At 40.5% G+C, this 18805-nt stretch carries 18 protein-coding genes; 9 read left to right on the forward strand and 9 right to left on the reverse strand.

Features of this window, described 5'->3' with window-relative positions:
- Positions 1-42 precede the first annotated feature (42 nt).
- The 3 genes from V7O61_RS11200 to V7O61_RS11210 all read left to right on the forward strand — a co-directional run bounded on the left by V7O61_RS11200 (position 43) and on the right by V7O61_RS11210 (position 2950).
- Positions 43-993 (forward strand): alpha/beta hydrolase, encoded by a 951-nt coding sequence (locus V7O61_RS11200; RefSeq protein ID WP_407281750.1) that lies wholly within the window; start codon positions 43-45, stop codon positions 991-993.
- A 62-nt stretch (positions 994-1055) separates the two neighbouring features.
- Positions 1056-1745 carry an HAD family hydrolase gene (locus V7O61_RS11205; protein ID WP_407281749.1) on the forward strand — a complete coding sequence of 230 codons (690 nt, stop codon included), beginning with the start codon at positions 1056-1058 and terminating at the stop codon, positions 1743-1745.
- Between the two features lie 2 nt (positions 1746-1747).
- Positions 1748-2950: a geranylgeranyl reductase family protein gene (locus V7O61_RS11210; protein WP_407281748.1), complete on the forward strand. Its 1203-nt coding sequence runs from the start codon at positions 1748-1750 to the stop codon at positions 2948-2950.
- A gap of 4 nt (positions 2951-2954) precedes the next feature.
- On the opposite strand, the gene V7O61_RS11215 is transcribed toward V7O61_RS11210, so the two are convergent.
- Positions 2955-3458 (reverse strand): regulator of amino acid metabolism, contains ACT domain, encoded by a 504-nt coding sequence (locus tag V7O61_RS11215; RefSeq protein WP_023845885.1) that lies wholly within the window; start codon positions 3456-3458, stop codon positions 2955-2957.
- A gap of 252 nt (positions 3459-3710) precedes the next feature.
- Here V7O61_RS11215 and V7O61_RS11220 point away from each other — a divergent pair, with 252 nt between their 5' ends.
- The 3 genes from V7O61_RS11220 (at position 3711) to V7O61_RS11230 (ending at position 9355) form a co-directional block, all read left to right on the forward strand.
- Complete coding sequence (locus tag V7O61_RS11220) at positions 3711-5057, forward strand: isopropylmalate/homocitrate/citramalate synthase (RefSeq protein ID WP_023845884.1); 1347 nt, start codon at positions 3711-3713, stop codon at positions 5055-5057.
- A 371-nt stretch (positions 5058-5428) separates the two neighbouring features.
- Positions 5429-8893 (forward strand): PKD domain-containing protein, encoded by a 3465-nt coding sequence (locus V7O61_RS11225; RefSeq protein WP_407281747.1) that lies wholly within the window; start codon positions 5429-5431, stop codon positions 8891-8893.
- 207 nt (positions 8894-9100) lie between these two features.
- A complete protein-coding gene (locus V7O61_RS11230) occupies positions 9101-9355 on the forward strand; it encodes a hypothetical protein (protein WP_407281746.1) in 255 nt (84 codons plus the stop codon).
- A gap of 69 nt (positions 9356-9424) precedes the next feature.
- On the opposite strand, the gene V7O61_RS11235 is transcribed toward V7O61_RS11230, so the two are convergent.
- From V7O61_RS11235 to V7O61_RS11250, 4 genes are all read right to left on the reverse strand, one after another.
- Positions 9425-9766: a hypothetical protein gene (locus V7O61_RS11235; protein WP_407281745.1), complete on the reverse strand. Its 342-nt coding sequence runs from the start codon at positions 9764-9766 to the stop codon at positions 9425-9427.
- A 149-nt stretch (positions 9767-9915) separates the two neighbouring features.
- A complete protein-coding gene (locus V7O61_RS11240; protein ID WP_407281744.1) occupies positions 9916-12141 on the reverse strand; it encodes an NADP-dependent isocitrate dehydrogenase in 2226 nt (741 codons plus the stop codon).
- A 177-nt stretch (positions 12142-12318) separates the two neighbouring features.
- Positions 12319-13188 carry a hypothetical protein gene (locus V7O61_RS11245; RefSeq protein WP_407347395.1) on the reverse strand — a complete coding sequence of 290 codons (870 nt, stop codon included), beginning with the start codon at positions 13186-13188 and terminating at the stop codon, positions 12319-12321.
- A gap of 270 nt (positions 13189-13458) precedes the next feature.
- Positions 13459-13692, reverse strand: a complete 234-nt coding sequence (locus V7O61_RS11250) for a hypothetical protein (RefSeq protein WP_407281741.1) — start codon at positions 13690-13692, stop codon at positions 13459-13461.
- Positions 13693-13776: 84 nt separating this feature from the next.
- Here V7O61_RS11250 and V7O61_RS11255 point away from each other — a divergent pair, with 84 nt between their 5' ends.
- The gene (locus tag V7O61_RS11255) at positions 13777-14619 is read left to right on the forward strand and encodes a TatD family hydrolase (RefSeq protein WP_407283401.1); all 843 of its coding nucleotides are present in this window, start codon (positions 13777-13779) and stop codon (positions 14617-14619) included.
- 277 nt (positions 14620-14896) lie between these two features.
- Here V7O61_RS11255 and V7O61_RS11260 read toward each other — a convergent pair whose 3' ends face one another.
- The 4 genes from V7O61_RS11260 to V7O61_RS11275 form a co-directional block, all read right to left on the reverse strand.
- Entirely contained in the window at positions 14897-16222 is a 1326-nt protein-coding gene (locus V7O61_RS11260) for a glycerate kinase (RefSeq protein ID WP_023845879.1), read from the reverse strand.
- Positions 16223-16254: 32 nt separating this feature from the next.
- Positions 16255-16872 (reverse strand): YbhB/YbcL family Raf kinase inhibitor-like protein, encoded by a 618-nt coding sequence (locus V7O61_RS11265; protein ID WP_023845878.1) that lies wholly within the window; start codon positions 16870-16872, stop codon positions 16255-16257.
- A gap of 147 nt (positions 16873-17019) precedes the next feature.
- Complete coding sequence (locus V7O61_RS11270) at positions 17020-17205, reverse strand: PspC domain-containing protein (RefSeq protein ID WP_023845877.1); 186 nt, start codon at positions 17203-17205, stop codon at positions 17020-17022.
- A 15-nt stretch (positions 17206-17220) separates the two neighbouring features.
- Complete coding sequence (locus tag V7O61_RS11275; protein WP_023845876.1) at positions 17221-17577, reverse strand: helix-turn-helix domain-containing protein; 357 nt, start codon at positions 17575-17577, stop codon at positions 17221-17223.
- A 91-nt stretch (positions 17578-17668) separates the two neighbouring features.
- On the opposite strand from V7O61_RS11275, the gene V7O61_RS11280 reads away from it, so the two are divergent.
- Together V7O61_RS11280 and V7O61_RS11285 are read left to right on the forward strand one after the other, a co-directional pair.
- Entirely contained in the window at positions 17669-18328 is a 660-nt protein-coding gene (locus V7O61_RS11280; protein WP_023845875.1) for an NAD(P)/FAD-dependent oxidoreductase, read from the forward strand.
- Positions 18329-18413: 85 nt separating this feature from the next.
- Complete coding sequence (locus V7O61_RS11285) at positions 18414-18776, forward strand: CGGC domain-containing protein (protein ID WP_407281740.1); 363 nt, start codon at positions 18414-18416, stop codon at positions 18774-18776.
- Positions 18777-18805 lie beyond the last annotated feature (29 nt).

Below are 18805 nucleotides of genomic sequence, written 5' to 3' on the forward strand. Positions count from 1 at the left end.
TTCCCATAACTCCCATTCTATCAAAATCATTTCGGCGATCCCATGAGTCAGAAACATACCACTAAAGGAAAAAGAAAGACTGAAACTAAACAGCATAAGATGAATGTCAAACTTCTCCCGCTTGCACTGGGAATACTACTCATGGTAGCCGGAGCTATTGGAATAATATATAGTTCAGGCGATGATGAACAGTGGTCTGTTTCAGATGAAGGAATACTCTCATATCCTGAAATAACAGATGTGGATTACAGCTCAAATGACATTTCCGGAGCTAACGATACGGACACTATCAGGGAAGTCAGTTTTGAAAGCCGTGGTTCTGAAATTGCAGGGCTTATCAGGATTCCGGAATCGGCTACAAATATTCCTGGTGTTGTAGTTCTTCCAGGAGCAGGAGTCTCAAAAGAACAGCAGACAGCAGTACCCCAATTGCTTTCATCACTCGGGTACGCCTCCATAACACTGGATCAGAGAAATCTTGGAGGAATTGATATGCAGAGCGACCTGGCACTTTACATGAATGGGACAGAACCTGTGGAATACATGATGGTGTATGACGCACTTGCTGCTGCAAATGTTCTTGCTGAACAGTCTGAAATTGATGATGACAACATTGCAATGCTTGGTCTTAGTAATGGTGGCAGGTTTGCAATAATAGCAACCGCAATAAAACCGGAAATAAAAGGAGTAATTGGAATCAGCACAAGTGGTTATGATACTGGTTCCATAGTCGTTGATGAAACTGTTGACATGGATGCCTATCTCTTTTACAGGTCAATTGACCCTGACAACTATCTGGGAATGATAAGCCCACGCAGATTTGTTATGCTGCATTCCATAAATGACAGCATTGTTCCGTATGAACTTGCACTTCGTACTTATGATAAGGCAGAAGAACCTAAGGCACTTTACCAGATTAACGCAAGCACACACGGATATTCTCCACTTATGGCAGAAGATATTGAAAACGAACTTGCAATTATGTTTCAATAGTCCCCAATTATAAGTAGAAAAACAGCATTAAATCCAGAACAAGAGCATAAAATAATAAAATAATGGATGCAGTGGGAATGAATTTAAGGGGCATTATTTTTGACATGGACAACACCCTCTTCGACTTTGTGGAAGCGAAGATGGTAGCCTGTACTGAAGTTGTCAGTTTTCTTGGTGCAGGTGACCCGCAAGAGCTGTTTGAGTACTTCCGCAGGGAAACCCACGGTTTTGAACACCCGGAGAATATCAGGGACTATATGCTTGACAACGGCATGAATGCTGCTGATAACTACCAGACATGTGTCAGCATCTACGAAACTCATAAGATTAACAACATAAGACTTTATCCAGATGTAAGGGAAACACTTAAAGAGCTAAGTGAACTCGGCCTTCCCCTTGGAATTGTCACTGACGCTAACAGCGATAATGCAAAGAAAAGGCTTGCAAAAACAGGCCTGGAAGCAATGATACATTCACTTACAGCCCATGATATGACTGGCGCAAAAAAACCGGATCTTGCACCTTTCAAACATGCTCTTGAAACAATGAGACTTAATGCTCCTGAAACACTTTTTGTTGGCGACAGCCTGAGAAGGGATATTGCTCCTTCAAAGAAACTGGGCATGATGGCAGCATATGCTGCATATGGAGATCGCAACAGCGCAATAGACAGGACATCAGGTGAATACGAACCTGACAGAACACTCAACAGTTTCCGCGAGGTTCTGGAAATAGTACTTGAACTTAAGTGAAAATGACGGAATATGATGTTATTGTTGTAGGCGGAGGACCAATCGGTTCTGTGGCGGCAAGATCTGCTGCAATAAACGGCGCAAAAACACTGATACTGGAAGACCACGCATTCATAGGTACTCCGGTTGGATGCACCGGACTTCTTAGTACAAGAGCTGTCAACGAGTGTGAAATTGACCCCTCAGATAGTTCCATCCTGAACTCCGTAAGAGGCGCCTTTATTCACCCAATGCATGGGGATTGCCTGCCCATTGACGGTAAAAAAACCAAAGCCTATGTTGTCTCAAGGAAGATTTTTGACAGAAAGCTTGCGTTGAAGGCTGTAGAAGAAGATGTTGACCTCTGGCTTAACTCAAGAGTTACAGGTATTGAAAACTCACAAAATGAGCAGAAGGTTTCCGTTGTCAAAAACGGTGAAAAACAGGTTCTCAAAACCAAAGTCATAATTGGTGCCGACGGCGTCAGGAGTCAGGTTGCAAAATGGTCAGGACTTGGAAATGTTACAGAAGTGCTGCCGGGAATTCAGGCAGAAGTTCCTTACCGCAGTGATGACACCGATTTTGTAGAATTATTCGTTGGGTCACAGGTTCCCGGGTTCTTTGGATGGACTGTGCCTGTAAATGAAAGCATATCCCGTGTAGGTATGGCTATTGACCCCAAGTATGGAATGTCAGCACATCAGGTTCTTGAAAATTTCCTGACTAAGAATCAGCACGTTGCTTCAAGATATGGTAGTGGGAAACTTGATCTTGTGATGGGAGGAATTCCACTCGGACCTCTTGAAAAGACATATGCAGACGGTGTGATGATAGTCGGTGACGCAGCAGGACAGGTTAAACCCACATCAGGAGGAGGAATCTATACCGGAGCTGTGTGTGCAAAAATTGCCGGTGAAATTGCTGCAAAGGCTGCAGAGAAAAATAACAGTTCTGCATCATTCCTTTCTGAATACGATAAACAGTGGAGAGCAAAACTTGGAAAAGAGCTTGCAATGGGAATGAGAATTCACAGGTTTGCAGCAGGACTCGGGGATAGAGAGATGGACGAGCTGATAGCTTCGATGAACAATCCTGCTATTCTTGACACCATAACACGCTACGGTGACATGGACCATCCTTCAATACTGATAAAAAAGATGCTGCACCCATCTAAATCGGTGCATATGTTAAAGATATTCAGGGCTTTTGCAAAGGCTGTTCTCTGAAATATCAAGCGATATTTACGCTTTTTACAGAATCCAGTTTGAGCAGTTCCTCAATGATGCTGCCGGGGACCTTTGTATCGGTGATTATTGTAAGCCGGGGTTCGTCTGTGAAGAAAGGGTCATCTGACACAGCCTGCCTGATGCTGATATTTTGTTGTGCGATAACTGTGGAGACTTCGGAGATAATTCCCTTGTTAGAAGCATCGTCCGGGGTTATGATAATGACACCCTGTCCCATGAGAGGGGCTACATCCCGAAGAAAAGGAATTGATTTTACATTCTGGAATATCTTTTTTAGTTGATCATCTGAAAGTATGACCTCTGTTGTGGAATCTACAACACGCCTGTCAACACCTGCTTCCCTGGCAAGTTGCGTGTGTGCTATTTCAATGGCGCCTGAGGTAACTTTTCCTTCATCACTTACCTGAAAACCACGTTCAAAAAGAAGCTTCAGCACCTTTTGCTGGGCCGGGTATTTCTCGAACTTCCTGAGTAATATGCTCCACATATGAATCATGTAATCTTTTAAAATATAAAGATTTAAAGGTTTAGTTTTGCCGGGAGGAAAAAATGATCCTCCTAAGATATATAGAAACGATGTTTTAAGTAGGAGTGCAGCTATATTAAGAGTACAATTCACACTCAATAATAATGATTATCCAGGGCGGACACATTTTATTAGGGTACTGATACCGACTCGTTTCTAAACTAATACACTAATTAAAGCTCTGGAGCTTTCGAATTGAAAAGGAGGTTTCAAATGAAAATATACAAGGACTATGATGATCTTCCAAAAATAAAATTACCACTGGGGCAGGAAGTATCAATAAGTGACAGCACTATCAGGGATGGGGCACAGATGCCTGGTATTGTCATGAAGAGTCAGCAGAAGTTTCAGATATACAACTACCTGCACCGTATAGGAATAGAGAAACTTGAGACTTTTGTCTATAACGAAAGGGACAGAAAAGCCATCAAGCTCATGATGGACCAGGGATACGAATTCCCGGAAATAACCGGATGGGCACGTGCAAACCCTGCTGATATTGATATGGTCCTTAACATTGACGGCATTGAGGAAACCGGTGTCCTTATGTCAGTATCTGATCCTCATATCGTTGATAAGATGGGGCTTACCCGTGAGGCAGCCGAGGAAAAATACCTCAATGCACTCCAGTATGCAGTTGATCACGGACTCCGCACCAGGGCTCACATCGAAGATATGACCCGTGCAGACAATTATGGATTCACATTCCCTCTTATTAAGAAAATAATGGACATAGACCCTGATTGTACTATCCGTGTATGTGATACCATTGGATTTGGAATACCATTTGAAGGTGTTGACGAGCCTTTTGGAATTCCAATGATCACTAAATACCTGAAGGACGAGCTCAATGTTAAAAATATCGAGACTCACTGTCATGATGACTTTGGTTTTGCTGTTGCAAATTCCATTGCAGGATACTGGCACGGTGCAAATTGGTCCAATGTGACATTCCTTGGTATTGGTGAGAGAGCAGGTAACGCCGAAATGGAAAAACTGCTTTTATTCCTTGCAAGGCGTATCGAGGGATTCGACAAGTATAATCTTGATTCTATTGTAGAGTTCTCAAAATTCATGCAGGATGAAATCGGCATCCGTATACCAAGGAACAAGTCTGTTGTTGGTAACAACGTATTTGCACACGAATCAGGAATCCACTCCGCCGGTGTTATCAAGAATCCGTTCACCTACGAACCATATCCACCTGAAATCGTTGGTGGAAAGAGGATTTTCCTCATTGGTGATTCTTCTGGAATCGAAGTACTTAGGTACAAAGTCCAGGAAACACTGAACGAACTCATGGAAGTTAATATCGAGATCGACAAGAATGACAAACGCCTCAGAGCAATCCAGGCCGAAATTCAGAAACTCTACAACGACGAGAAGAGGGTTTCCTGCATTTCCGATGAAGAGATCATGGCATACGTGAAGAAGTACTTCATGTTCAACCAGATGCTCAGCAAGGATATGCACCGCAAGGACATGGAAGAGGATGAAAATCTTGATGAGGGGCAAAAAAGCAACGAGATCAAACCTCGTATGCACGATACAATAGACTAATTCTTTTTTTGAAGCTGCTGCCTGTTGGCAGCGGTTATACTATTTTTAAAGTTCATTAAAGATTGTGAGTACTCTGCTCACAACTTTAGCAATTTCATCAAAAATTGTATTTTCATTTTTTTGGCAGACTGAATTAGTACATCATAGTAAGAATCTGCAATTTGTGGATTATAAGAAGACATTAATGAAACATAGTAGAACTCATCTCTCAAAAATATTAAATATATAATAGATTATTAAAGTTAATTAATTAAATTATATTTATACATTGTTGATCGATGCCATCTTGAAGCAAAACCAATCACTTTGGCACTAAAACATAACAATTACACTATTCAATGAGAGAGGATTTTATGCGCAGATTGTATTTCATGATATGTTTCTTACTTATATCCTGTGCCGTATTAACATCTGCTGCACAGGCAGCAACGACTGTAAGTGCTTCAAGTGGCACTGCAACTTATACTGAAAACGATGACATGTATATAGACTCAGGGCTAACCATCACCGGTAGTGAGTCTACTTATTCATCAGCTAAAGTCTACATAGGAGATGGTTATGTCTCCGGACAGGACTATCTGAGATATGACACTACAAATGGCATATCAGGATCTTTTGACACCTCAACAGGAGTACTGACACTTACTTCGGCTGCCACAACTCCAGCTGCATATCAAGCAGCCTTTAGAAATGTCAGATATGAGAATACTAACGAGGAACCAAACACTGCAGACCGAAAGATTACCTTTGTCCTAGGAGGAAATACACTCTATTTTGAAGATACAGGACATTACTACGAGTATGTATCCTACTTGTCAACATGGACAGCAGCAAAAACAAATGCAGATACTAAGACCATGGAAGGACTACAAGGATATCTTGCAACCATCACATCAGAGGAAGAAAATAATTTCCTAATGGAAAAAATACAGGCTGATGCATGGATGGGTGCAAGTGACGCTGCTGTCGAAGGAGAATGGCGCTGGGTCACTGGTCCTGAAGGAACTGAGGAAGGAGGAGCTGGAAGACAGTTCTATGACGGAGATGGTTATACAGGCTCAGCAATATCAGGTGAATATAACAAATGGAACGGACCTGCACTGGGTACTGGCAATGAACCAAACGACTCGGGAAATAACGAGGATGCTGGCCAAATGTATTCAACAAACAACGGTACCTGGAATGACCTTCCCCATACAGTTACAACACTGAGTGGGTACCTTCTTGAATATGGTGGAATGAGTGGAGATGAAGCACCACAACTATCAACAACAGTTACTGTGAGCGTGACTTCAGTAAATGATGCGCCGACAACCCCAGGAGTATTCACATCACCAACAAGCAGCCAGATAAAGAAGGGTGGAAGCTCAATGACTGTGTCATGGGGAACATCCTCAGATGTTGAAGGTGACAGCGTAAAATACAACCTGTGGCTCTACAACGGATCATGGTCACTTATAGGAAACCTGCTTAGCACCAACAGTATGGCATTTACTCTTCCGGAAGACAATACTGGAAGTGCAATGTTCCGCGTATATGCTACTGATACCCAGGATAATTCATCGGCTCGTGATGTTACATTTACTATTGACTCAGTTCCACCGGTAATTGCGTATGGGACAAATGGTAACAGCACCTATGCTAACAGCCACAGTTCCACAGTGACAGGAACAGATTCACCTGCCGGCATCTCACAGATGGCTTATGCCTGGACACAGAGCTCGGATGTGAGTTCTGTTTCATCATGGACTTCTTTTGCAAATGCTGGAACACTGACTAAAGATTCAGTTGACGGTGACTGGTATCTCCATACACGTGGAACCGATAATGCCGGAAATAGCAATTACTCTGTATCAGACGTTTTCAAGTTGGACAACAGTCTGCCTATAACATATTACAATGAAAATGGTAACAGCACATACAACCAGAGTCACAGTACCGTTGTAACAGTAGTTGATACGGTATCAGGTATCAATGAACTGTCTTATTCCTGGACACTGGACTCCAATGTATCCAATGTGTCTGTATGGACTCCTTTTAGCAGCGGAGACACACTTACAGCAGATCAGAATGATGGTGACTGGTATCTTCACATAAAAGCAGTTGACAATACCAGCAATATAAACTACTCCACATCTAACGTGTTTTTGGTTGACAAATCAAATCCTGTATATTCATGGACAAATATGCCCGTGGCTGCAAACACCGGAGATAGTGTCCTTCTTTCACTGAACGTCACTGATTATTCAACAATAGTAAACTATAATGTGACTGTTGATGGAAACGAATACCAGATGAACGCAAGTGCAGGAAACTACTCATGGACAATCGATATTCCTGCAAGCAATTCCGGTACGCTGGTAAGTCATATGACCTACAACTGTACATTCATAGATATTGCCGGAAATATAAACACAACCGGAGATATTCTGATGAATGTTTCCATCCTGCCAATTGCAGATTTTAGTGCTAATGCAACCAGAGGAATAAGTCCTCTTACAGTCAATTTCACTGAAAACTCATCAGGACTTGTGGAAAGCTGGAACTGGGACTTTGGAGATGGTACGAATTCAACTGACATCAACACTACACACACTTTCATATCCGGCAACTACACGGTAAACCTTACTGTTCAAAACAGCAATGGTACATCTTCCAGCCTGTTGAATGTCAGGTGTGCAGAGGAACCGGTTTACACTTACTCACCTGAAAATTCATCAGCAATATCTGCATATGGAGAAGAACTGAACTTCAGTATACAGAGCACACTTTATTCCAGCTTTGTATGGCTCATCGACGGAAATCCTGTAAATGAAACAGGAGCAACATTGTACAACAATACAAATGATTCATCCATGATTTCCTACTGCCTGATAAACACAAGTCAGTACATTAACCAGAGTGATTTCTTCATGGACATTTACAATGTCTCGGTCCTGACCAGTAATGAAAGCATTGGAAGAACCGACACACGTTCATGGCAGTGGACAGTTACAGAATCGTCTGAAAGTGGGAATAACATCACAATGGTAATCAACTCCACCCCTACGATTACAATAAATGGCAGTGATAAGTATCTGCGTTTCAACACCACCAATGACGATGACACTGATGACAACGGTCTTGCATGCAGTATTGTTTCAACATCTTTCAATACTGGTAACAACACCGACGGCATACAGGTCAGGGTGGAAGTGCTGAATGTTTCTGCTATCAACGAGTCGAGCATTGATTTCTCAACCTCGTCAATATACCAGTACCTTGACATTAGTTTCACCAACGAAACACTGGTAAACAACCAGAGCAGCAACCGCAGTATAGAATTCAGGGTGCTTAATGAAAAGGGTGGAGGCACTTTAATAGTCAATACCGTGTACCTGAGACACTGGACAAATCCACAGTGGGAAGCATATACTCCTGAACGCATAGGTAATGACGGAACGTACTCATACTTCATTGTAAGAAATGTTTCGGGATATTCCCCCTTTGCTGTAACCTGTAGCTATCAGTATAGTTCATCGACTACCAGTGATGATGGAATGCCATATTATCTCAAGAAACTGCTTTTCTGGAGTGATGAGGAGCCAACAGAAGAAATAGCTGATGTATTAGAAACTGAAAATGCTGACATTATAGATACAGATTCCCTGGGTGATTCCGATGGTAGTAGCATTTCGGCAAGTTCTTCTGGAGATACAGATGAATACTATGAAGAAGAACAGCAGGAATCAAGTAACATATTGAAGGTTCTGGGGCTTTTCGGATTGCTTATTGTAGCAGGGTTCTTTATCTTGTTCCTGAAAAAGAGAAATGATGAAGAAAAGAAACAGTTGTAACCAAGTTTTTTGATTTGATCCCGGGTCATTGATTCGGGACTGATTTCTCCTTTTTTTAGTAAGAGAACTTTATTTGATTGCTCAGTTCTGGATTTTTCTGTCATATACCCACAAATAGATACAAAGCATTCCAGAATAAGATACACCACATGTAGCATACATGCTATGTATTTTAATTACAGAATATCCCTTATAAATTAATAGAAAGTGAATATAGAGATAGAAAAGACTGACAAGCGTCTCAGGGCTATCCAGGCAGATATCCAGAAGCTCTACAACGACGAGAAGAGAGTTTCCTGCATATCCGACGAAGAGATCATGGCATACGTGAAGAAGTACTTCATGTTCAACCAGATGGTCAGCAAGGATATGCACCGTAAGGACATGGAAGAAGGCGATAATCTCGATGAAGGGCAGAAAAGCAACGATATCAAACCTTGCATGCACGATACAATTGACTAAATATCTATTTTGAAGCTGCTACCAGTGTGGGTGGTAGCTATGTGTTTTCTTTTTGATATTACAGAAAAATTATTTCTTGACTGAAAACAAATTCACTGTGACTTCTCTTACTTTATCAAAAATACGTAAAATTAAGTTTTCATCATTTACTTTTAAGTTCAATGCAGCTTCAAGCCTAATTTCACAATCATGAATATCTTCATTTGTATAGACTTCGTCGCCAACATATAGTTGAACATTTTTTATTTTATCACTTTCAAACAACAAAAGCATATAATTTCTTTTATCTTTGCTTATGTGATCTTGATGCTTAATATTTTCAATTTCGTTGTTCCAGCGTTCTAAAAACTTTCGAATTCTTATATCGTTTTTTGGTTTTTTTGATTCCTCTATCATCGAATTATTTTCCATTCAATCAAATAAATTGATAAGATAGAATATATAATTGTTTATTAAGAGGAAGAGAGATAATCAAAAAGATACAGTATTTATTCGCACAATTTAAAAACTAAAAAAAAGCCCCGGCCGAAAGGGGCTTCCCTTTGGTCTCCAAAATAAAATTAAATATAATCTATAATCCCATTCAAAGTCGCACTAGGTCTCATGGCCTGGGATCTCAACTCCTCATCCGGAGCATAGTATCCTTTGATATCCACAGCTTTGCCCTGGGCTTCTAACAACTCATTGACAATCTTCTCTTCGTTTTCCATCAGAGATTTAGCTACAGGTTCAAAAATGGCTTTTAACTGGCTATCTTTCTCCTGATCAGCCAGAGCCTGAGCCCAATACATTGCAAGATAAAAATGAGATCCTCTGTTATCGATCTCATTCACTTTTCTGGAAGGTGATTTTCCATTTTCCAGAACCCGCTCTGTAGCTTTATCCAGTGTTTCTGCTAAAACCAGAGCTTTAGAATTATCATAACTGTTGCCCAGATGTTCCAGAGAAGCAGCTAAAGCCAGGAATTCTCCCAGGGAGTCCCAACGCAGGTGACCTTCCGATACAAATTGCTGTACGTGTTTTGGTGCTGAGCCACCGGCACCTGTCTCGAAAAGTCCGCCGCCATTCATCAGTGGAACGATAGACAGCATTTTTGCACTGGTTCCCACTTCTAAAATCGGGAAGAGGTCTGTCAGATAATCCCTCAAAACATTTCCAGTCACAGAGATGGTGTCTTTGCCTTCTTTAATTCTCCCCAATGAAAATCTGGTTGCTTCAACAGGAGATTTGATTAAAATTTCCAAACCGTCGGTATCGTGATCTTTCAAATATTTGTTCACTTTTTTAATGAGCTGTAAGTCGTGAGCTCTATTCTCATCGAGCCAGAAGACCGCAGGATTTCCTGTTGCTTTGGCTCTGTTGACGGCCAGCTTGACCCAGTCCTGAACGGGTGCGTCTTTCACCTGACACATACGGAAGATATCTCCTTCCTCTACCGGCTGTTCAAGGAGTACATTATCATTGTCATCGATAACCAGGACTTTTCCTGTGCCAGCCATCTCAAAGGTCTTGTCATGTGAGCCGTATTCTTCAGCTTTTTGCGCCATAAGTCCCACATTGGAAACGCTTCCCATTTTTGATGGATCAAAAGCACCATGTTTTTGACAGAACTCAATTGTTTCCTGATACACTCCAGAATAACAGCGATCCGGAATTATGGCTTTCATATCTTTCAGTTTCCCGTCTGGCCCCCACATGCCGCCTGATGAGCGGATCGCTGCAGGCATGGAAGCGTCGATGATAACATCGCTTGGAACATGGAGATTGGTAATTCCCTTATCGGAGTTAACCATAGCCAATGCCGGTCTTTTGGCATACACAGCTTCTATATCTGCTTTAATTGCGTCCTGTTTGTCTTCAGGCAGATTCTGGATTTTTGTATAGAGATCTCCCAGTCCGTTGTTGGGATTTACACCCAATTCTGAAAGCAGATCACCATATTTATCAAATATATCTTTAAAGAAGACTTTAACCACATGACCAAAGATGATAGGGTCGGAAACTTTCATCATTGTAGCTTTCAAATGAACAGAAAATAAGACATCTTTAGCTTTGGCATCTTCTATCTGTTCAGCCAGAAATGCCTGAAGAGCTTTTTTGCTCATAACAGATGCATCAATAATCTCTCCGGCCAGGAGAGGAGCTTTGTCTTTTAATAGTGTTTTATTACCTGCATCATCTGTAAAGAAAATTCTGTAATTGGTAGCCTCTTCAATTTCAATAGATTTCTCGCTGCCATAGAAATCTCCGGAGGTCATGCTGGCTACATGGGATTTGGAATCGGATTTCCATTCTCCCATGGAATGGGGATGTTTCTTCGCATAATTCTTTACAGCTTTAGGAGCTCTGCGGTCAGAATTCCCTTCTCTGAGTACCGGGTTAACAGCACTGCCTTTGACAATATCGAATTTCGCTTTGATTGCCTTTTCTTCATCATTAGAAGGATCTTCTGGATAATCTGGCAGATCATATCCCTTAGCCTGGAGTTCTGCGACTGTCGCTTTGATCTGGGGAATTGAAGCGCTGATATTGGGTAGTTTGATAATGTTAGCCTGCGGAGTTAAGACCATTTCTCCCAATTCGGAAAGGTCATCGGAAATCTTCTGTTCCTCTGTCAGTCTTTCTGGAAACTGGGCAATGATCCTCCCCGCCAGAGAGATATCCCTTGTTTCCATAGTGATTCCGGCATTTTTCACATAAGCCTGTAAAATAGGCAGGAGTGAACTGGTTGCCAAAGCCGGGGCTTCATCGGTTTTAGTATAAATGATTGTAGATTCCTGTGACATGTTGATCCCTTTCTCTGTAAATTAATATTGTTCAAAATCAATAATTATTATAACAAATTGTAATTTTAAAATTGTAAATTATAATATGAATATGAAAATTCAAATTGCTCTATTAACGACAACATCATATATATTTCATACCCAGAAAGCAAACAGATACTAAAAGATATGGAAAAATCATTCAATATACAATATAGATGATTTCAAAATTTTCTTAGTACTATTTGTTGAATCTAAAGTTATGATATGACCTTTTGGAGAATCCTCAACTATATAAACATTATAAAACTCGTTCCCATTAAGTAACTGGATACTATTTACTTTCCGCGGCAAATTCAAAACTGAACTTAATACAAAATAAACATACATAAAAGAGAATTGTACGTAAAATGTAGACAATAAACTAAAATCTAAAATAACACAATAGAATATTGAAATCAAAGATAAGAAAAAAACTGCACGTAATATTAATGTTTTTTTATGAATAATTTTTACGATTGCTTCATAAATAAAAAAGAGATAAATTTCTTCTGATTCTTTAAATTCGTTGACACATTCATCAATTTTGTCTATATTCAAAGATTTAAAAGATATTATTAGCTTTTCTTTTTGCAAATCCACTGCTGCCTGATATTTTTGCTTATTAGATGACGTTAAAGAAAATGAACTAAATTTAACCAGAGAATAGTAGTTGAATAAAATTTTTGGATATTCTTTTAATGCATTTACAAAAAAGAATCGAATACACAAATATAAAGCAATCAAACTTGCTGCTTCTAAATAGGCAATTTTTGAAAATACTAAGTAGACAAGAAAAATAGGAAATACTGCAAAATTGAATAAACCGAAAAGCGATAGTAAAAAACTGAAATATTTACTTTCTTGGTTTTCCTGAATGAATGAATAAATATTTTTGTTTTTTATGAACTCAAATAAGTAAAAATAAATAAACCCACCTAATATTAAAGGTAAGACTTCTTGGAACTGTATAGAATTATACTTTTCTGACACAAGAGATTTTATTAGAATTGATTTTTCAAAAAACAAGAAAAAATCCAGTATATAAGTCCTATAGTACACAACCAGGATTATGAATGAGATTAACGTCAGCACTACACTAAACATAACAGTTGCATAAAGATATTTACAAAAATTAATTAGAATTCTATTTGAGTCATATTTTGTGCTTTTTTGTTTTAGCGTAGTATCTTTTTTAATCCATTTCATTCAATATTCCTATTTATTCACTAAAATATTAAAATATGTAGGAACTGTTTTTTAGAACTACATATCAATAATGGATCATCTTTTGATTGTTCATTTGATTTTAGGTGAATCCGTTACTTTTGCAAGGGTCTTCAGCCTGAGAAGTGTCATGGCAAAAATATAAGCAAACCCCAGTATTATAATGAAAATCAGGATAGCTCTTAAACCTGTAACAGCCCCTGAAACAATTACCAGAGCTGAAAGTACCATGATTATCAACTGACCAAGCAGGGACAACAAACTTGACTGGACTTGCCTGTGCTTTAAAAACAATTTCAGGTTCATACGGATATATAATCCACAATTTGCATATATACCTGACCGCCTACATTTTTAGATTAAAAACTCATATAGAATACTATGACATCCATGACACCAGGTTTCCCCATTACAGACGAACACATGCACATTGACCCAAGGGCAAAGGGTCTGAAAGCTGTTAAAGAGTTCCAGAACGTAGGCGGAACACATATTTTTCTTGTGATGAAACCAAGCTGGACACTTGGTATCAAAGTTACAAAACCAGAGGACCACATCGCAGTCTTTGAGGAAACCGTCGACATCTCAAAACAAATAAACGAAACTGGTGTCACATCATTCCCGGTTCTTGGAGTTCATCCCGCAGAAATTACAAAACTCACCGAATACATGGAGCTTTCAAAAGCTGTTGAAACTATGAAAGGCGGACTGGATATTGCAGCAGACTATGTTAATCGTGGGCTTGCAGTTGGACTCAAAAGCGGAAGACCACACTATCCGGTCAGCCCGGAAATATGGGACGCTTCCAACGAGGTCATGGAATATGCTTTCACACTTGCCAGAGACCTTGACTGCGCTGTACAATTACACACAGAAGATGTTGGAGAGCCTGAACTTATCGATATTGCAGAACGTGCCAGAAAAACCGGAATCAAAATGCATAAGGTTGTAAAACACTATGCTCCACCGCTTGTAGACGTATGCGAAAGACTCGGGCTATTCCCCGGAGTACTTGCAGGCAAAGGTGCCATTGAAGAAGCACTTGAACAGGGAACCCGTTTTATGATGGAAACCGATTATATCGATGACCCGGACAGACCCGGAGCAGTGCTTGGTCCAAAAACAATTCCCAGAAGGACACTTAAGCTTGCAGAAGAGGTCGGAGAAGAGCCTTTCTGGAAGATCCACAAAGAAAATCCGGAAAAAGTGTATGAGGTCGATATCGAACTCTGAAAATGCTAAGCTTTGTTTTTTCAGTTACACGAAAACAACCTGCAATCTAAAAACAAAGTAACTATCCGCCGAAAGCGGCACATTCCTATGCCCCTATGAAGAATATTATTCCAGAGATTGTGCATATTTATCTCTTCTTCTTATTGTGGGAAAACGCCGGCTTTGCCGTATCCTTCGGGATTACTCAAGTTATTCATGACCTGTGATATATCTGGTTGGAAACTGACAAGCGACCTGCTTGCCTTTAAGTTTTAATGACAGAATTTTTACAGAGCCTTCAGAACATATCCACCAGAATAATGTAGATATCCATTACATTGGTTCCCGTGGGGCCTGTTTTTATCAGATCGCCTGTTTCCTTAAAAAAGCCATGGGAATTGTTATTGGAAAGAAACATGTGAGCATCAAGTTGAAGGTTTTTTCCATTTTGAATAGTTTCACCATCGGCATACGCACCTGCACAATCTGTGGTTCCATCATTGCCATCTGTACCTGCCGCAAGTAAAAGAACATCATTAAGATCGGCGACTTCAATAGCAAAAGAAAGTGCCATCTCCTGACACCTGCCACCCAGGCCTTTGCCTTTCATAGTAACAGTGGTTTCACCACCTGCAAGTATACAGGCAGGAAGAGGAATCGGTGTACCCCTTCTTCTTTCTTCCCTGGCAATTGCCGCAAACACCTTGGCAACTTCCCTGGCTTCGCCTATAACAGATGAAGTCAGCACCATTGTATTGTAACCCAGTTCAGAAGCTTTATTTTCAGCTTCCATAAGTGCAAGGGCATTGTTACCCACAAGATAATGGCTGGTCTTTTCAAAAACAGGAGCTTCGGATGAGGGTGTTTCTTCAATAACACCTTCCAGGCCATCCTCCAGTACTCCGGCAACTGCAGGTGACAACGTAATACTATATCGTTCGATAATCTCGTGAAAATCCCCGTAAGTAGATGTATCAGGAACAGTTGGCCCTGACGCAATAACGTCCAGTGGATCACCTACCACATCTGAGAGAATGAGACTGATAGATTCTGAAGGAAAAGCCATTTTTGCAAGACCACCGCCTTTTATTGAACACAGGTGTTTTCTTACCGTATTAAGTTCATCAATGGTTGCACCGGAGCGTATAAGACCATCGGTGAGCTTTGCCATATCAGTGAGCGAAATACCCTTGCGGGGGTATGTTACCAGTGCCGAACCACCGCCGGATATCAGGAAAAGTATCAGGTCGTTTGCACCGGTACTTTCCAGAAAATCATGAACCTTTTTTCCGGCAATAATACTATTATCATCCGGGGTTGGGTGTCCTGCCTCATATACCTCTACTTTTGATAGCGGACCTGAAAATCCATATTTGGTTATGGCAATACCACTGGTAAGTGAGTCACCCAGTATTTCCTCCATTGCCTTTGTCATGGAAATGGATGCTTTTCCGAAAGAGATTATATAGATATTATCGTAAAGTGAAAGGTCATAAGACCGGCCATTTATGAGCAGTTCTAAGCCGTTTTTTACTACTGACCTGTAAATACATGCTTTTGGGTCTACCGCTGCAATCGCCTCTGACATTATGGCATAGGCATCGTTTCTCATCTTTTCGTTCATATTATTTCATCCGGATGATTTAGAATTACAGTTTATGAGCGACTATATGTACCCATTAGTTCACCATATGCCAGTACATGTCCACTCATCGCATCTTCCACAAGAGTTCTTTCAGTCCCACTTTCCAGATCAATTTCACTATCAAGTGCATATACTTTGAAGAAGTAGCGGTGAGTTCCCGAAGGCGGGCACGGACCTGTGTATGATGCCTGACCTGCACTGTTTTTACCTTCAACTCCCGGAATACTGTTTTCATCTATTTGAGAGGCAACCGGGATATTCCAGACCACCCAGTGAGTGAATGTACCCATGGGTGCATCAGGGTCATCCATTATCAATAAAAGAGAAACGGCATCTTCCGGAATACCGGATATTCCCAGATACGGATTGATGTTTTCATCGTCACATGTGTATTTTGCAGGAATTGTTTCAGCACTTTCAAAAGCTGAACTTGTAATTGTTAATGTATCGGAAATCATAGTATCATTATCCGGGTTCTTCGCTGCATTATCTGCGGTGTCCTCTGGTTTGGCATCCAGAACATCAGTTGTTTCTTCATGAACATCGTCTGAACCAATACAACCTGAAAATACAAGAAAAATCATCATTAGTACAACTGATAGATACACTATAGGACGCTGAATGAACATAGTACCACCTGAAACGATTATACAGAACCCCGATTATATATTATAAGTAATACACTTACTGCCGATTATTTATTGTTTGTGGCAGAATAAAAAAATAAAAATAAAGAGAAAAATGATAGCAAGAAAGCTATTTACTACTGCAGAGTCTTACTCTTCCGGAATGATAATCCACGCAATAATATAGATAAGAATTCCGGTACCCAGACTGAAAAAGGTACCTACGGCAAATATGAGCCTGACAAGTACCGGGTCTATTCCCGTATAAAGACCAATACCGCTGCAAACACCGGCAAGTATCCTGTCTTCTTTTGAGCGTCTTAATTCCTTATACATAAATCGTCTTAAAAATCAAAGTTCACATGTCTTACAGTTGGTGCCACCACATTCGGGATTCTCAAACTGCCATTTCAAGCCCCACTGCTTTATATTCTGTAACACATGCAGGAACTCTTCCCCGCTTTCTGTCAGGCTGTATTCTGATTTAATAGGGAACACTGTATCGTCAACGATCTTATCAACAAGGCCATGTTCTTCCAGCTCCTTCAGCCTTGTGGAAAGTGTCTTTGGTGTCACATCCTGTAACTTATTTTTAAGCTCGTTGAACCTTTTACACTTATGTTCACCTTTGTAAAGCTCATGCAAGATGCATAACGACCATTTTTTGCCGACTATATCGACCGTTTTGTAAATTGTGCAATCTTTCATAGTATCCTATAGGAAACCACCCAATATATAAGTGAGTATCTGTAATATACCATTAATCCAGAAGAGAATTTTGGAAGAAGGAGTGACCAAAATGGCAAAAGATTTACTTGAGAAAGGAGCAATCCTGCAGAGAGACCAGGAAACATACGCAATCGCACCGCACCTGCCAGGTGGTGTAGTTTCTGCAGAACAGCTTCGTAAAATCGCAGATGTAGCTGAAAAGTATGGAGCTGCAACACTTAAAGTAACTTCATCCCAGAGAGTTTGTATCGTAGGACTTAAAGAAGATGACATCGATGGCGCATGGGATGACCTTGGAATTAAACCAGGAGCTGCCATTGGACTTTGTGTTAGAAGTATCAAGATCTGCCCGGGTACCACATTCTGTAAGCGTGGACAGCAGGACGCAGTAGGACTTGGACTTAAGCTCGATGAGAAATATCACGGAATGGAACTTCCATGCAAATTCAAGATGGCTGTTTCCGGATGTGCAAACTCATGCTCAGAACCTGCAATCAAAGACATTGGTATCATGGGAACACCAAAGGGATACACTGTCATGGTAGGCGGTAATGCAGCACTCAAACCAAGGCTCGCAGAAGTAATCGCAGACGAACTTTCAGATGATGAAGTTATGACTCTTGTTGACAAGATCGTAACATTCACCAAGGCACACGGTTCAAAGCACCGTCTTGGAAGAGTAATTGACGAAATCGGCCTTGACAAGTTCAAGGAAGAAATCGGTCTTTAAATTAATTGGGTAAATTTTCTTCAGGGAATATCCCCTGTTTTTTCTTATTTTTACTATTAATTCTTACAATCTTAAGTCTTAAATCTTGAAAAACGGAGCTGGTATTATCGAAGATATTAAACCTCCAACAAAAATTGCAGTAATTAGATGCGACATCGTATCAGAAGCATGTCCTGGCGTGGGATGCTTCATGGCATTCAACAAAAGAAGCATGCACTTTAAAGAGTACGATGAGAACGCCGAAATGGTTGCATTTTTCACCTGCGGTGGATGTTCCGGCAGAAGAGTTTACCGCCTGCTCAAATCACTAAAGAAACGTGGTGTTGACGTAATACACCTGAGCTCATGCATGCAAATGGAAAATTATCCGAAATGCCCACATATTGATGAGATAAAAAAGACAGTTGAAGATGCTGGAATCAGGCTTGTTGAAGGAACGCATCATTAGAATAAGAGGAGAATATCAGGAGAGAGAAA

The sequence above is a fragment of the Methanolobus sp. WCC1 genome (genome assembly GCF_045690315.1).
GTDB classification, from domain to species: Archaea; Halobacteriota; Methanosarcinia; order Methanosarcinales; family Methanosarcinaceae; genus Methanolobus; species Methanolobus tindarius.

Coding starts and splice junctions, on each gene's coding strand:
- V7O61_RS11200 (WP_407281750.1), top strand. CDS start 43: ATGAGTCAGAAACATACCACTAAAGGAAAAAGAAAGACTGAAACTAAA.
- V7O61_RS11205 (WP_407281749.1), top strand. CDS start 1,056: ATGGATGCAGTGGGAATGAATTTAAGGGGCATTATTTTTGACATGGAC.
- V7O61_RS11210 (WP_407281748.1), top strand. CDS start 1,748: ATGACGGAATATGATGTTATTGTTGTAGGCGGAGGACCAATCGGTTCT.
- V7O61_RS11215 (WP_023845885.1), bottom strand. CDS start 3,458: ATGTGGAGCATATTACTCAGGAAGTTCGAGAAATACCCGGCCCAGCAA.
- V7O61_RS11220 (WP_023845884.1), top strand. CDS start 3,711: ATGAAAATATACAAGGACTATGATGATCTTCCAAAAATAAAATTACCA.
- V7O61_RS11225 (WP_407281747.1), top strand. CDS start 5,429: ATGATATGTTTCTTACTTATATCCTGTGCCGTATTAACATCTGCTGCA.
- V7O61_RS11235 (WP_407281745.1), bottom strand. CDS start 9,766: ATGGAAAATAATTCGATGATAGAGGAATCAAAAAAACCAAAAAACGAT.
- V7O61_RS11240 (WP_407281744.1), bottom strand. CDS start 12,141: ATGTCACAGGAATCTACAATCATTTATACTAAAACCGATGAAGCCCCG.
- V7O61_RS11250 (WP_407281741.1), bottom strand. CDS start 13,692: ATGAACCTGAAATTGTTTTTAAAGCACAGGCAAGTCCAGTCAAGTTTG.
- V7O61_RS11255 (WP_407283401.1), top strand. CDS start 13,777: ATGACACCAGGTTTCCCCATTACAGACGAACACATGCACATTGACCCA.
- V7O61_RS11260 (WP_023845879.1), bottom strand. CDS start 16,222: ATGAACGAAAAGATGAGAAACGATGCCTATGCCATAATGTCAGAGGCG.
- V7O61_RS11265 (WP_023845878.1), bottom strand. CDS start 16,872: ATGTTCATTCAGCGTCCTATAGTGTATCTATCAGTTGTACTAATGATG.
- V7O61_RS11270 (WP_023845877.1), bottom strand. CDS start 17,205: ATGTATAAGGAATTAAGACGCTCAAAAGAAGACAGGATACTTGCCGGT.
- V7O61_RS11275 (WP_023845876.1), bottom strand. CDS start 17,577: ATGAAAGATTGCACAATTTACAAAACGGTCGATATAGTCGGCAAAAAA.
- V7O61_RS11280 (WP_023845875.1), top strand. CDS start 17,669: ATGGCAAAAGATTTACTTGAGAAAGGAGCAATCCTGCAGAGAGACCAG.